Genomic DNA, 14,159 nt, shown 5'->3' on the forward strand with positions numbered 1-14,159 from the left:
TGGATAAAACGCCGGCAAATCCCGACAGTCCGGTAGACAGGCCTAAAAGTGACAAAACTGCCCGAAACGCCGCTTCTCGACCAGGTGAAGTACCCCGAGGATCTGCGTAAGCTCGAAGATCGCGATATGCCGCAGCTGGCTGCGGAACTCCGCGCCGAAATGATCGATGCGGTGTCCCAGACCGGTGGCCATCTCGGCGCCGGCCTCGGTGTGGTCGAATTGACGATCGCGATCCACAAGGTGTTCGATACGCCGCGTGACCGCGTGATCTTCGATGTCGGGCATCAATGTTATCCGCACAAGATCCTGACCGGCCGGCGCGATCGTATCCGCACGCTCAGGCAGGAAGGCGGCCTTTCAGGTTTTACCAAACGGGCCGAAAGCGAATATGACCCGTTCGGGGCTGCCCATTCCTCGACCTCGATATCGGCCGGGCTCGGCATGGCCGTTGCCGCTGAAATGGATGGTTCCAAGCGCAATGTCATCGCCATCATCGGCGATGGCGCCATGTCGGGCGGCATGGCCTATGAGGCACTCAACAATGCCGGCTCACTCGATGCACGGCTGATCGTGATCCTCAACGACAACGACATGTCGATCGCCCAGCCGACTGGTGCAATGAGCGCCTATCTGGCGCGTCTCGCCTCGGGCCGCACCTATCTTGGCTTCCGCGAGATCGGCAAGAAGCTCACCGCCTATCTCGGCAAGAAGGTCGACCGTGCCATCACGCGCGCTGTCGAGCATGCCCGCGGCTATGTGACCGGCGGCACGCTCTTCGAAGAACTCGGCTTCTACCATATCGGCCCGATCGACGGTCATTCCTTCGAACATCTCTTGCCGGTGCTGCGCAACGTGCGCGACAATGGCAATGGCCCTGTGCTCATTCATGTCGTGACCCAGAAGGGCAAAGGCTATGCCCCGGCCGAAGCTGCTGCCGACAAGTATCACGGCGTCAACCGGTTCGATGTCATCACAGGCGCCCAGGCCAAGGCCAAGCCGAATGCGCCTGCCTATACTTCGGTCTTTGCCGATGCGCTGATCGAGGAAGCCCGCCACGATGAGAAGATCGTCGGGATCACGGCGGCGATGCCGACTGGCACCGGCCTCGACAAGTTCTCCGGCATCTTTCCCGATCGCTGTTTCGATGTCGGTATTGCCGAGCAGCATGCCGTGACCTTTGCGGCCGGTCTTGCGGCGGAAGGCTACAAGCCCTTCGTGGCGATCTATTCCACCTTTTTGCAGCGTGCCTACGATCAGGTCGTGCATGATGTGGCGATCCAGGGTCTGCCGGTCCGTTTCCCCATCGATCGTGCGGGATATGTCGGGGCCGACGGGCCGACCCATGCGGGCTCATATGATACGACCTATCTCGCGACCCTGCCGGGTTTCGTGGTGATGGCGGCTGCCGATGAGGCAGAGCTCAAGCATATGGTGCGCACGGCCGCGGCTTATGACGCGGGCCCGATTTCCTTCCGCTATCCGCGCGGCGAGGGTGTGGGCGTGGAAATGCCCGAACGCGGCGAGATCCTCGAGATTGGCAAGGGTCGTATCGTCAAGCAGGGTTCGAAGGTGGCGATCCTGTCTTTCGGAACGCGGCTGGCCGACAGCCTGGCTGCTGCCGAGGAACTGGATGCCGCGGGCCTGTCTACCACAGTGGCCGATGCTCGTTTCGCCAAGCCGCTCGATCACGATCTGATCCGCCAGCTCGCGACCACTCACGAGGTGCTGGTGACAGTCGAGGAGGGCGCCGTCGGCGGTTTTGCGAGCCATGTTCTGCACTATCTCGCCACCGAAGGCCTGCTCGATCATGGTCTCAAGGTGCGGCCGCTCGTGATGCCGGATACGTTCATGGATCAGGCCAAGCCCGAGGCCATGAATGCCATGGCCGGGCTTGATCACAAGGGCATCGTTTCAACGGTCTTCGGTGCGCTCGGCCAGAAAAGCCTTAATGTCGGCGCCGCCGAATAGAGCGATATCCGCTCTTAAGACGCATGATGCTCCCCTCAGGGAGCATCGGTCGGCTTCAGGATCAGAAGATCGATATCCCGCTCCGGATAGAAATCGGTCGCCGTCATCTGGAAGGTGGTCGGCCCGATCTTCTTGACGCCGGTGCCGCAGAAGCTGATGTAGTTTTTCGGCGATCCCTTGTCGACGGTCAGGGTGAATTTGCCGATCGGACCAAACCAGTTGGCGCCGGTCGTCAGCACGTAGGACATCCAGTTTTCGATCAGGAACGGCTTGTTGTTCATCATCGCGTCGTGGGAGTTCTGCGCGAGCTTCACGAACGCATCATCGATACAATATTTCGTCTTGTATTCCTCGTACCGTTCGCCCTCGGGCTTGCCGTCTCCGTCCAGAAAGGTCGTCGCAACGGTGCCGCCGACACTCGGCGTGTAGCGATGCGTAACCTTCACGGTTTTGCCGGCCGGGAATGTGGTTTTCCACCAATAGACTGTCTTCAGCGTCCACATTGGTGAATAATCGAGCTTCATGCCGGTCCCGTCATCGTAGCTGCTGTCGATGATGAGGCCGCGGGTCAACCAGTCGGTGATCGTTTCCTTCGGCAGCTTGAGAATGGCCGCATGGGTGCGCTCGGCCATCGGGTTCATCGGAACACCGGCATCCGCCAGAACGCCGGTCATGTCGATATCGGCCGAATAGACACGCTGCTGGATCTCGGGCGAGATGGGTGTGCCGTCCTGGACGACGGAGAAGCCCATGAAATTGTCGTCCTCCACGTTGCCGGCATCGACATTCATCTCCGGCCCGCCTTCGATCGCCGGCATCGGGAAGGCAACGATCGTATCGACTGCCTTGTCAGATGCATTGCGGAAAACATAATCGACCCGCACTTCGGTGGGCGACAGGAACAGGCTTTCCTCCTCCATGGTCACCGAATCGCTGCGGGTAAAAACGAGCCCTCCCGCTTTCAATTCGGCGGTCGTGTCATTGGCATAGGCCGGCAGGCTGGCGGACAGGGCAAGGGCTGACAAAAGAGCAGTGCGGATCATCGATAATCTCCTTGATTGCCCGCACGCTATTTTGCCGCTCATACCGACGTCAAACGGTTTCTCAAAACAAAACCCCCGGCCTTTAGGACCGGGGGGAGTATCAGTCGGGAGGATTGATTTCTCAGAATTCTTCCCAGCTGTCGCCGCCCTGATGCGAAGCTGCAGCCGATGCCACTTTCAGCGGTCGCGAAGTGCGTGACGATGCGACCGGGGTCGACTGGCGGACAGGCTGCGCCATGGCCCGGGCTGTCTGGCGCAAAGCCGCGGCACTGCTGCTCGCCGTCATATCGAGCTTGAACTGGCCGACGAGATCGCGAAGCCGCTCCGATTCCATGGCAAGGCTTGCAGATGCTGCCGTGGATTGCTCCACCATGGCGGCGTTCTGCTGCGTGGTCTGGTCCATCTGGTTGACCGCGCCATTGACTTCGGCAAGGCCGGTCGACTGTTCGCGTGCGGACAGTGCGATCGATTCCATATGCTGGTTGATCTCGGTGATATAGCCACCGATCGTCTTCAGGGCCTCGCCGGCATCGCGAACCAGCTTCACGCCGGTGCCGACTTCCTGCGAGGAGTTCTGGATCAGCCCCTTGATTTCCTTGGCGGCGTTCGCCGAGCGCTGGGCCAGTTCGCGCACTTCCTGGGCGACGACCGCGAAGCCCTTGCCGGCTTCACCGGCGCGTGCCGCCTCGACGCCGGCATTCAGCGCCAGCAGGTTGGTCTGGAAGGCGATTTCGTCGATCACGCCGATGATGTTGGAAATCTGCTGCGACGAGGCTTCGATGCGGCCCATGGCAACTTCGGCCTTGCTGACGACTTCCGCCGATTGGGCCGCGCTGAGGTTGGCCTGGTTGGCAACCGAGCGGGCTTCTTCGGTGCGCTTGGACGAATTCGTCACATTGGCGGTGATCTCATCGAGAGCCGCAGCCGTTTCCTCAAGGGCAGCAGCCTGCTGTTCTGTGCGTTTGGACAGATCCTGCGCACCGGACGAGATCTCGCGGGTCCCGTTGTCGATCGTCGAGATCCCGGTCGAAATCGAGCCCAGAGCGTCGCTGAGCTGACGGACCGAGCTGTTGAAGTCGTGTCGCAGCGCTTCGAAATCAGGCGCGAAAGCTTCGTTGAGCTGGAAGGCGAGATCGCCGGCGGCAAGGCGCTTCAGGCCCGAAGCGAGCCCGGCTGTTGCGATCCGCAGGCGCTCGGCAGCTTCCGCCTCGGCACGCTCCTGGGTGGCGATGCGTTCGGCTTCTGCGCGGCTGCGGTTGCCTTCCGCTTCCTGCTCAAGCCGCTTGTTGGAGAGTGCCGCCTGGCGGAAGATCTCGACTGCACCGGCCATGGCGCCGATCTCGTCTGCACGCCCGGCAAAGGGAATTGCGTCGTCCGTATTGCCGCCGGCCAATGTTTTCATCGATTGCGTGATGCGGTTGATCGGATTGGCAACGCCCCGGATGATAAAGAGAATGGTCGCGACAAGCACTACAGCGACGACCAGACTGATCACGATCGATGCGAACCAGATCGATTCGAACGTAGCTGAAGCTGCAGACTTGGCATTTGCGGCGCCACGCATATTGATCTCGATAAGTTCCGCTACGCGTTTGCCCATTTCCACGCCGAGCGGTGCCAGCTGCAGGTTCAGAAACTGTTTGGCCTCGTCATTCTTGTTCTGCTTTGACAGATCAAGCATCTGCGCAGCCATTTCGCTGTATCTGGCTTTGTCGGCTTTGAGCACGTTTATGATCTCGCGCTCGCGGTCGGACGAAATCAGAGGGACGTAGGCTTCGATGGCCTTGTCCGTTCCCTCACCATGGTTTGCAATTTCCACCTCCTGCTTGCGCATCTCTTCTTCGGTCGTTGAAAGCACATGCTTGGTGAGGGACAGTCGATAGTTGAGGAACTCCGAGTCGATCTTGCTCACGGTCGCGACGCTCGGCAGCCAGTTTTGGGCGATTTCCTCCGTGCTGCCGTTCAGCTTGTTCATGCCATTCATGGCGAAGGTGGTGAACAGGAAGAAAATGACACCAATGCCGGCGGCAATTCCAACCAGGGTCGTCTTGATTGATGGTCTGCGCATGGATGTTCCTCTGGTATCGATCCTGTGTCGTGCGGCATCAGGGGACGGATTTTGAGATAACCCATTATGTGCGCGAAAACTAAATTATGCGTTACCAGAATATGAATGTTTGTTGCGAGATGTCACATTTGGCGGCTAAATTGTTTTATAAGCTGATAAATACCGCAAAACAAACGATGTAAATGACAATAGGCAAAAAATATACGGCGACATCTATCTGTATCAGCCCGCTTTCGCTTCTTCTTATCGAACGCTTCAGCGATCGGCGATCTTCTATCCGATGTCTGGCCAACATTGTCACTCCGATACTTGTCATCGGTTGGCAGCTTGCCCAAAATCGACCGAACGGTTACCAGAGGCGCGAGCCTGTCGCACTGCACAACATCTGGACCGCCGCTGATGATCCGCATCGAGAATATTTCCAAGCAAAACAGCCACCGTCTTCTCTATATCGAAGCCAGTGCCGCCCTTAACCGGGGCGAAAAGATCGGTCTTGTCGGACCCAATGGCGCCGGCAAGACGACGCTTTTCCGCATGATCACTGGCGACGAACAGCCGGATGAAGGCCAGATCTCGGTCGATAAGGGCGTGACGATCGGCTACTTCAATCAGGATGTTGGCGAAATGGCCGGCCGAAGCGCGGTTTCGGAAGTCATGGCGGGCGCCGGACCGGTCAGTGAAGTCGCAGCGGAAATGCGCGAACTCGAAGCCGCGATGTCCGATCCCGACCAGATGGACCGGATGGACGAAATCATCGAACGTTACGGCGAAGTCCAGGCCCGATACGAGGAACTGGATGGCTACGGTCTCGAGGGCAGGGCGCGTGAAGTGCTCGACGGTCTCTCCTTCTCGCAGGAGATGATGGACAATGATGTCGGCAAGCTGTCCGGCGGCTGGAAAATGCGCGTTGCGCTTGCCCGTATTCTGTTGATGCGACCCGACGTGATGCTGCTCGACGAACCGTCGAACCATCTCGATCTCGAAAGTCTCATCTGGCTCGAACAATTCCTGCGTGGTTATGATGGTGCGTTGTTGATGACTTCGCATGACCGCGAATTCATGAACCGCATCGTCAACAAGATCATCGAAATCGATGGCGGCAATCTCACCACCTTTTCCGGCAATTACGAATTCTACGAAGGCCAGCGCGCCCAGAACGAGAAACAGCAGCAGGCGCAGTTCGAGCGCCAGCAGGCCATGCTCGCCAAGGAAATCAAGTTCATCGAACGCTTCAAGGCACGTGCCAGCCATGCAGCGCAGGTTCAGAGCCGCGTCAAGAAACTCGACAAGATCGAACGCGTTGAACCGCCGCGCCGCCGCCAGACCGTCGCCTTCGAATTCCTGCCGGCCCCGCGGTCGGGCGAAGACGTCGTCACGCTTAAAAACGTTCACAAACAGTATGGCAGCCGCGTCATCTATGACGGTTTCGATTTCCAGATCCGCCGACGCGAGCGCTGGTGCATCATGGGCGTCAACGGGGCTGGCAAATCGACGCTATTGAAGCTGGTGGCAGGCTCTACCGAACCGGACCAGGGAACTGTCAGCCTCGGCGCGAGCGTGAAGATGGGCTATTTCGCCCAGCATGCCATGGATCTGCTCGATGGCGACCTGACCGTGCTCGAACAGCTGGAACATGATTTCCCGCGCGCCGGCCAGGCCCCGCTCAGGGCACTTGCCGGATGTTTCGGCTTCTCCGGCGACGACATTGAAAAGAAATGCCGGGTGCTCTCCGGTGGCGAGAAGGCGCGTCTGGTGATGGCGATCATGCTGTTCGATCCGCCGAATCTCCTGGTGCTCGACGAGCCGACCAACCACCTCGATCTCGACACCAAGGAAATGCTGATCAAGGCGCTCGCCGATTATGAAGGCACCATGCTCTTCGTCAGCCACGATCGTCACTTCCTCGGCGAACTGTCCAACCGCGTTCTCGAACTGACGCCGGATGGCATTCACCGTTATGAAGGCGGCTATACCGAATATGTCGCCCGCACGGGGCATGAGGCGCCGGGCCTTCATGGCTGAGGCACTGGGCGCGACCTTGGTTGAAAAGTCCCGTTCGACGTCGCTTTTCGATGTACTTTGAAAGCGGCTCTGGTCTATTTTGTAACCGACGATGGTTCCTTCCGTGCCGAAGACTCGGAAGGATGAAAAAGGGAACGCGGTGAGGACGACCCTCAGGGGACCGAAACCGCGGCTGCCCCCGCAACTGTGAACGGATTTCGCCAGGCGGCCGCAAGGCCAGGATGCCGGGAATACGTGAGCCAGGAGACCTGTCATCGCCGGAACCGGGCTTTGCCCATGCTCACATCCCGCGCGGAGGGCGCGGAAAGGAGATCTCATGCATATCGAACCTGGCGTCGTTGATGGCGCAAAAATCGCTCTGAGCTATGCCACGGCGGTGGCTTCCTTTGGTCTTGTCGGCAAGATGGCCTATGACAATATCAAGACCAACGGCGGTGTTTCCGCTCTCGTCATGCGCAGCGTCATTACCACTGCACTCGTTTTCAGCTTTTTTGAAATTTTCCCGCACCAGCCGGTCGGCGTATCGGAAGTGCACCTGATTCTCGGCTCTACCCTGCTGTTGCTGTTTGGCTCCGGTGCTGCGGCCATCGGTTTGGCGCTTGGCCTGCTGATCCAGGGTGTGTTCTTCGCGCCGTTCGATCTGCCGCAATATGGCATGAACGTCACGACACTGCTCGTTCCGCTCTGGGCCATCAGCGCACTGGCCAAGCGGATCATTCCGGCCAAGACTGCCTATGTCGATCTGAAATACTCGCAGGCACTGGCGCTGTCGACCGCCTATCAGGGCGGCATCGTTGCCTGGGTCGCCTTCTGGGCGCTCTATGGTCACGGCTTCACGGTTGCCAATCTCGCATCGATCGGCAGCTTCGGCCTTGCCTATATGAGCGTGATCATCATCGAGCCGCTGGCCGATCTGGCCGTGCTCGCTGTTGCCAAGGCACTCAACCAGGCCAGCAGCGGTCCGCTATTCAACAATCGTCTGCATCAGGCAGCCTGATTGTAATCTTCCCGGCCGCTGTTACGATGGCGGCCGGTTCCATCAAATCAAATTGATCTTGAGGCGCGTGTGAACGCGTCTATTTTTTTGCCGATATGGATGAGTTGAAGCAACAGGACGCAAAGCGTTTGCCTGTTCGGTGAGGTCAGAAACGACACCGACGTCCATGTAGGGAAAACAGATTTTCGGGAGATTTTAGCTGGTCGGAGTGGAGTGATTCGAACACTCGACCCCCTCGTCCCGAACGAGGTGCGCTACCAGGCTGCGCTACACTCCGTGACCAGCGAGGGCTCTATAGACCAGCCCCCACCCAAGCACAAGCCTCTTGTGTAAAAAAAATGTGATGGCGACAGAAAAAACTTCAACAATCTGAAAACAAAGGGGAAATTTCATCTCGGCGGTCTGCGCGCAGCTTGGGAAAGGCTGACGTTTGACGTCAGAAGAGCTCCTCAGGCGATCGCGCGCTTGCCGAGATTATATTGCTCGATTGCGGCATCGATCGAAGGTGCCACGGTCAGCCCACGATGATCGAGCACGACGCCGACATCGCAGAAGCGTGGCAGAAAGCTGGGGTCTGCGGTCGCAATGATCATGCACATTTCATCACGATTGTCGGCAAAGAACTGGACCACGCGCCGCCGGAAGGCTCCATCACCAATAGCGATATCGTCATCGATCACGATGCAGTCAAAGCCCATTCCAAGCAGCGCAGAAACCGAATAGCGATTGCGTTGTTCCTGGGTCCAGCGCCGCATCGGCAATTCGATGACACGGCCGAGCTCGCCAAAGTCGCAGATGAACTCATGCACCTGTCCAAAATCGCGTCCGTACACTTCGGCGAGAAAGCGTGTGTTCTGGATACCGGAAAGCTTTGCCGAAACATTGCCGCGGAAACTGTAGGGCCACGAAAAGCTGGCGCGCTTGACGATCCGCCCTTCGCTGGGCGTCTCATTGCCGGTAATGAGATTGATGAGCGTAGTCTTGCCCGATCCCGATGCTCCGAGAATGCCGATATTGGTATTGTATTGGAAACGTGCATCCAGATGACGGAAGACCCAGGTGATCTCGCCGCTCTTTTTGCGAAAGGCTTTACCGACATTCTCGATATCGATCACAGCTCTTCCTCATCTTCTTCGCCGTCATCGCGTGACCTTATGATTTCCTTGCGGAACAGCATCTCGATAATCAGCGACAGCAGCAAGGTGATTGTCGAAAAGGAGAACAGATAGACCGGGTCATAAATCGACAGATAGTCGAGATAGGAGGCGGAACGAAGCGCTTCAACACAATGGAGCACCGGGTTCCACTGGATCACGGACAACATTTCGGGTGGCATCGTGCTTGGCACATAGAGCACGCCTGAAGTCAGCAGCAACGGCACTGACATGATTCTCCAGATGCTCTTCCAGATCGGCAAGAGTGCGCCAATCGTGGCATTGAAGGTGCTCATTGCCAGGCAGAAATAGAACATTGCCAAAAGAGCCAAAACGAAGCCCTGGAAGCTGGTGATGACTTCCTGCTGGAGAATGCGCCGCACGGCAGAGAAGAAAATCGTCAGCACGATCAGCCAGATCGTGAATTCCACAATCGTCTTGGCGAACACGACATCGATCGGCTTGACCGGCCCAAAGGCCAAAAGCGGCCGATTGGCGATGATCGCGCGGCTAGCCTTGTTGATCGTGTTGCGGCAGATGCGATAGGCGAGCAACCCGGTCAGCAGGAACATGATAGAGCTCTCGCCGAATGCCGGCGTGTAATTCTTGATCGAGACACGCATGACCAGCATGATTGCAATCAGCATGGAAGGTTCAACGAGCGTCCAGATATAACCAGCAGGGCCATCGCCGAAACGTTGCGCCGAGTCCCTGAAAATCAATGCAACAAGTACCCGGCCATTCATCCGGGCACCATCCCACAGGCCGATTGCGTGGCGTCCTACTGAATCCATTGCCATATCAGAGCCTATCGATTGCCCGACGCTTAGATTGCGTGGTCTCGGAAGGACCGGTAGAGGAACTGGCACACGAGCCAGAGCGCTACATAGACGAGAAAGGCGATGAAGCTGTCGAGAAGCCGCATCGGATAGAGCGCGATTTCCGGCTTGGTCGGCGCGACGAAAGTCGCGAAATAGCGTTCCTGCTTTTGCGCTTCTGCCAGGGACGTTTCGAATGCGGCGAGAGCGGTCGTATAGGCCTGCGTCGCGAATCCCTGTTCGACGGTCAGTTCCTCGAACTTGTTCAGCACCTCCGCCAGATTGGAATCGCCTGCCAGGTCAGTTGCCTTGGACTTCGGATCGGGCGTGCCGAGTTTTGATTTCTGCTCTTCTAACTGCTGCTCCAGGGCATCAATCTGGCGCTGCAGAACGACGGCCGATGGCGAATCCTTCGATACCGACTTGAGGAGGGCCGACAGACGCGAGCGGAGACCGGACAACTGGCTTTCCAGCGAGGAAGTCAGTGTTCCTTCGAGCGCGGCAATCTGGGCCGGATCAAAAGCCTTTTCCTGCGTGCGCAACCGGCGGATCTGTTCGCGCACCTTGCGAAGCCGATCTTCGGCCCGGTCGACCTGCTTGGAAGCCACGACTGTCAATTGCTGGCGCGAGCTTTCCGACAGATCGTTGACTAGCTTTTCCGACACTTTCAGCACAGCATCGGCGATCTTCTTGGTATCGTCTGCCGTGAAGCCGTAGACAAGTAGGGTCGTGTTGCCGGTGGTCGAGTTGAAGCTCACCTCCGTCATGTCAGCCCAATAGTCAGCGAACTTCTCGAGAGGCATGTTCGGATCAATGCGATAGAGCCAGTCGATTCCCGGGCGCGCGTAGAAGGACCTGAGATCAATATTGAGCTCGGATTTCACATCGCGAATGAGCTGCAGGGACTGCACGTAGCTGGCAACGATATAGGAATCGCCAGATTGCACGCTGTTGCCGAGAATGGCGCCCAGTCCCAGCGTCGCAATTGACGACTGGTTCGACCCTCGGACGGAAAACTGCGCCTCGACCTCATATTGGGGGCTGGCAATGACTGTGTAATAAAGACCGGTCAGGATGGTCGGCAGGATAACAAGCAGAATGAAGGAGACCGACGTCCAGGAAATTTTGCTTGTCAGCCGTTCGCGCTTCTGGAAGTTCGGTTCGCCCGCGACGCTCAGTTCAGGATCCAAAAGTGGCGGCTCCGGTTCAGCCGTCGATGCGGTTGGAGCAGCGCTTGCCAGCATCGCTTTTTCGAGCCGCCGCCGCTGCCGTTCGGCCCGACGCTCGTCCTTGCTGGCTGTGAATTTGATAGGTTCGTTGCTGCTGTCATTGCCCGACGAGGTGGGTTCAAAAACCGTCATTCGATGAATCCATTTGTGCCGGCTGACCGGCAGTCCTTTAATTAGACCAAAGATCACGTGTTCGCGGAATTGGCGTACATGAGACCGTAAGGACCTTTCAGGAAGGAATGTTCTCTTCCCCAAGCGATCTCCGCTCCCAGTGCAGCGCGGTCCCTATTAAGCCAAGTTAGTACATTTCGATTGCGCCAACAATATGATTTTCGACCTCTATCGTTTGATCGGTCGCAGCGCTGTCGCATTGCGGGACATTGCACCAGTGCTGCAAGTTGGATAGAGACGGGAAATCTTGCTCGGGTCGATCGTTTCATGGATGTTGATACGCGTATAACGCTGATTGTTCCTCTGCGCCTGACCGGGCGAACCTACGAGGGTGAGCAGAGGCTCACCCGTCTTTGCGACATTGTGCCACGTGACCTCTATGATATCCTGATTTCCGATTATGGCACGGAGGATGCGCATGCGGGCCCGTTGCATTCGCTCGAAAAGGCAGGAGTATCGGTGTGTCGCCATCCGGCACCGCATCCGCTTTTCTCCATCGGTCATGCCCGGGATTTCGGCGTCCAGAATGCCAGACAGCCTGTCATCATGTTCAACGATATCGATTTCTGCGGCACCGAAGCAATGTACCGTGCCATCCACGCAGAAGTCGTGCGCAGGCAACTGGCTCGCAAAGGCTGGGAGTTCTTCTGTGTCCCGGTTCTCTTTCTGACCGAGGAAGCAACGTCCCGCTGGCTTGAAACGGCCACCAAGGGAAAAGACCTCTTCGAAGGGATTGATGTTGACGCCGCGGAACAGGCAACAGATGCCATCCAGTCGACGGCTTATGGCAGTTCGGCAATGGTCATCAATCGGCGCCATTATCTTGAGGTCGGTGGTCACGACAAGGCCTTTTCCGGCCATGGCGCCGAGGATTACGATATCCTCCACCGTCTTTCGACACTGGCACCGCTCGGACCGCGACCGCATGATTATTTCAAAGACTTTCGCAACAATGGCGTCCGACACTATTGGGGGTTCCGACCTTTCTTCGCGCTTTACGGCTTGGAGGCATTCGCACGGGGCCTGCATCTGGTTCATCTCTGGCATCCGCGGCGGCAGGAAAGGGGCTATTTCCGAGCAGCGCAGAATTTCAAGCATCTGCGAAAGTTGATGGTGGGCTTCGACCGGCGTGCGCGACAGCCGGCGCCCTTGACGGATATAGGTCGAGGCACGAGACATGTGCTTGCCATCGGTGCGACAACGGAAGATCGTCTGCTGCTGCGGCCGCTGCTGTCGCTGGCCTCGCAGCATGTCCAACTTGAAATGAGTGGGTTGCCGGACGGACCTCAATTGGAGAAGCTCGCGCGGTCGCATGGCGCAGACTATATCGTTTTGGGGCCATCTCTCTGCACGGAACCCTACGACCCAGGAACGACGTTGCCGGTCGATCTGCAACTACTTTGCCTGTGTGGCCCTCTTCTTTACGGGGCAGGGCAATTGGAACTTAGGATGTCAGGCAGCAGCGAATTCCAGACGGTGACGGTCACGCCCATTCGCTCTCCGACAGATACCGTCGTCGCTTATCGGTGGTCGCCGGTACTGGTGCCAGGCCTCGGTGAGGTCGGGGCGCCGGCGCCCGCAGCGCCGCGGCTGTTTTCCGAGCCGCTATTTGCCAGTTTTGGTGCGGCAATCGCGGATCGCAAACGCCATTCCAGTCCGAAAAGAAGGGCAAAATCACCCATTTGGCTTCGTGCCTGGCGGCGGCTGACGGGGCGCTGATCGTTCTGATCGATGGCCTTTGGCATAAGCGCTTGATCGAAGGGTTTGCCCGTATTAGAGCGTAGGGCAAATGATGAGGCTTCGGAGATTGCATGACCAGGAGTGTATTGCATATCGGTGCGCACAAGACCGCCACCACCTACATGCAGGCAAAACTTGCGCTGAATGTCGATCTTCTGGCGGAAAGGGGCATTCGCTACGATCCCCTCGCGAAGTTCCGCAAGAACTTCACCTCTATTCTCAATGATCCCGAACTGCGCGAGAAAGCCTATTTAAAGCGGCTGCGCGCTTCGATCTCCAGCCAGGATGTTATCATGTCCGACGAGAACATGCTGGGTTCTCCCGGCAATCTCGTCCGGTCCGGTGTCTTCTATGCACAGGCCAAAACCCGTATCCGCAAGGTCTGCCGGCTGACGGGCGTCGTCAATCCCGAGATCTTTCTGGCGCTGCGCGATTACGCCGGCTTTGTCGTCTCCATGTATTCGGAATATATCCGGCACCGGGAATTCATGAAATTCGCCGATTTTCTCGAGCTTTATCAGAAATCAGAGTTTTCCTGGCTGACTGTAATTTCCGACGTTGTTGAGGCAGCACCGACGGCTCGCCTGTTTCTTTGGGATTTCTCGAGCTTCAGAACACTTGAAAACACCATTTTCTCACAGATGATCGGCTTTGATGCATCCGAGCTGCAGACGCCGGACGGCCCAGTGCGCGAATCCTTTTCTGCGCCAGCCATGGACGTGTTCGAGACGCTTGCTGAAATCCTGCCGGCAGAGGAAGTGCGAAAAACAATCGGCCCGGTATCGCGTATCCTGCCGAAGGGCGATCTCTACAAGGCATTCGACCCGCTTTCGGCCGATATGACTGCGTCGCTTAAGGACGCCTACCGAAAGGATCTGGAAGAGATTTCAGTCCGTTTCCCGAACGTCGTTTTCATCAAATAAAACGCCGCGATGATCGCGGCGCATAA

At 57.6% G+C, this 14,159-nt stretch carries 10 protein-coding genes, 1 tRNA gene and 1 riboswitch; of the genes, 5 read left to right on the plus strand and 6 right to left on the minus strand.

All coding sequences use genetic code 11. From position 1 onward, the window contains the following. The first annotated feature begins 48 nt into the window (after positions 1-48). Positions 49-1,968 (plus strand): 1-deoxy-D-xylulose-5-phosphate synthase, encoded by a 1,920-nt coding sequence (gene dxs, locus Q4481_RS01895; protein WP_304374572.1) that lies wholly within the window; start codon positions 49-51, stop codon positions 1,966-1,968. A 35-nt stretch (positions 1,969-2,003) separates the two neighbouring features. Here dxs and Q4481_RS01900 read toward each other — a convergent pair whose 3' ends face one another. Together Q4481_RS01900 and Q4481_RS01905 are read right to left on the minus strand one after the other, a co-directional pair. Further along, positions 2,004-3,011 carry a DUF4424 domain-containing protein gene (locus Q4481_RS01900; protein WP_304374573.1) on the minus strand — a complete coding sequence of 336 codons (1,008 nt, stop codon included), beginning with the start codon at positions 3,009-3,011 and terminating at the stop codon, positions 2,004-2,006. 121 nt (positions 3,012-3,132) lie between these two features. Beyond that, complete coding sequence (locus Q4481_RS01905; RefSeq protein WP_304374574.1) at positions 3,133-5,079, minus strand: HAMP domain-containing methyl-accepting chemotaxis protein; 1,947 nt, start codon at positions 5,077-5,079, stop codon at positions 3,133-3,135. 399 nt (positions 5,080-5,478) lie between these two features. Here Q4481_RS01905 and Q4481_RS01910 point away from each other — a divergent pair, with 399 nt between their 5' ends. Then, the gene (locus Q4481_RS01910; RefSeq protein WP_304374575.1) at positions 5,479-7,101 is read left to right on the plus strand and encodes an ABC-F family ATP-binding cassette domain-containing protein; all 1,623 of its coding nucleotides are present in this window, start codon (positions 5,479-5,481) and stop codon (positions 7,099-7,101) included. Positions 7,102-7,176: 75 nt separating this feature from the next. After that, a riboswitch (cobalamin riboswitch) is annotated at positions 7,177-7,371 on the plus strand. 46 nt (positions 7,372-7,417) lie between these two features. Next, positions 7,418-8,098 (plus strand): energy-coupling factor ABC transporter permease, encoded by a 681-nt coding sequence (locus Q4481_RS01915; RefSeq protein ID WP_304374576.1) that lies wholly within the window; start codon positions 7,418-7,420, stop codon positions 8,096-8,098. Between the two features lie 200 nt (positions 8,099-8,298). Here the strand turns inward: Q4481_RS01915 and Q4481_RS01920 are convergent. The 4 genes from Q4481_RS01920 to Q4481_RS01935 form a co-directional block, all read right to left on the minus strand. Continuing rightward, positions 8,299-8,375 (minus strand) — tRNA-Pro (locus tag Q4481_RS01920). Between the two features lie 172 nt (positions 8,376-8,547). Then, the gene (locus Q4481_RS01925; protein ID WP_304374577.1) at positions 8,548-9,213 is read right to left on the minus strand and encodes an ATP-binding cassette domain-containing protein; all 666 of its coding nucleotides are present in this window, start codon (positions 9,211-9,213) and stop codon (positions 8,548-8,550) included. Beyond that, positions 9,210-10,046: an ABC transporter permease gene (locus tag Q4481_RS01930; RefSeq protein WP_304374578.1), complete on the minus strand. Its 837-nt coding sequence runs from the start codon at positions 10,044-10,046 to the stop codon at positions 9,210-9,212. Before Q4481_RS01930 ends, Q4481_RS01925 begins: the two co-directional genes overlap by 4 nt. Before the next feature lie 32 nt (positions 10,047-10,078). Further along, positions 10,079-11,431 (minus strand): KpsE/RkpR family capsule polysaccharide export protein, encoded by a 1,353-nt coding sequence (locus Q4481_RS01935; RefSeq protein ID WP_304374579.1) that lies wholly within the window; start codon positions 11,429-11,431, stop codon positions 10,079-10,081. 180 nt (positions 11,432-11,611) lie between these two features. On the opposite strand from Q4481_RS01935, the gene Q4481_RS01940 reads away from it, so the two are divergent. After that, the gene (locus Q4481_RS01940) at positions 11,612-13,189 is read left to right on the plus strand and encodes a galactosyltransferase-related protein (protein WP_304374580.1); all 1,578 of its coding nucleotides are present in this window, start codon (positions 11,612-11,614) and stop codon (positions 13,187-13,189) included. Positions 13,190-13,281: 92 nt separating this feature from the next. Beyond that, positions 13,282-14,133, plus strand: a complete 852-nt coding sequence (locus tag Q4481_RS01945; RefSeq protein WP_304374581.1) for a hypothetical protein — start codon at positions 13,282-13,284, stop codon at positions 14,131-14,133. The last annotated feature ends 26 nt before the right edge of the window (positions 14,134-14,159 follow it).

The organism is Fluviirhizobium alvei, from assembly GCF_030551875.1.
Lineage (GTDB): Bacteria > Pseudomonadota > Alphaproteobacteria > Rhizobiales > Rhizobiaceae > Rhizobium_E > Rhizobium_E alvei.

Bases quoted from the DNA above. Each gene is read 5' to 3' on its own strand.
- Q4481_RS01935 (WP_304374579.1), bottom strand. From the start codon at position 11,431: ATGACGGTTTTTGAACCCACCTCGTCGGGCAATGACAGCAGCAACGAA.
- Q4481_RS01905 (WP_304374574.1), bottom strand. From the start codon at position 5,079: ATGCGCAGACCATCAATCAAGACGACCCTGGTTGGAATTGCCGCCGGC.
- Q4481_RS01930 (WP_304374578.1), bottom strand. From the start codon at position 10,046: ATGGATTCAGTAGGACGCCACGCAATCGGCCTGTGGGATGGTGCCCGG.
- Q4481_RS01900 (WP_304374573.1), bottom strand. From the start codon at position 3,011: ATGATCCGCACTGCTCTTTTGTCAGCCCTTGCCCTGTCCGCCAGCCTG.
- Q4481_RS01910 (WP_304374575.1), top strand. From the start codon at position 5,479: ATGATCCGCATCGAGAATATTTCCAAGCAAAACAGCCACCGTCTTCTC.
- Q4481_RS01915 (WP_304374576.1), top strand. From the start codon at position 7,418: ATGCATATCGAACCTGGCGTCGTTGATGGCGCAAAAATCGCTCTGAGC.
- Q4481_RS01945 (WP_304374581.1), top strand. From the start codon at position 13,282: ATGACCAGGAGTGTATTGCATATCGGTGCGCACAAGACCGCCACCACC.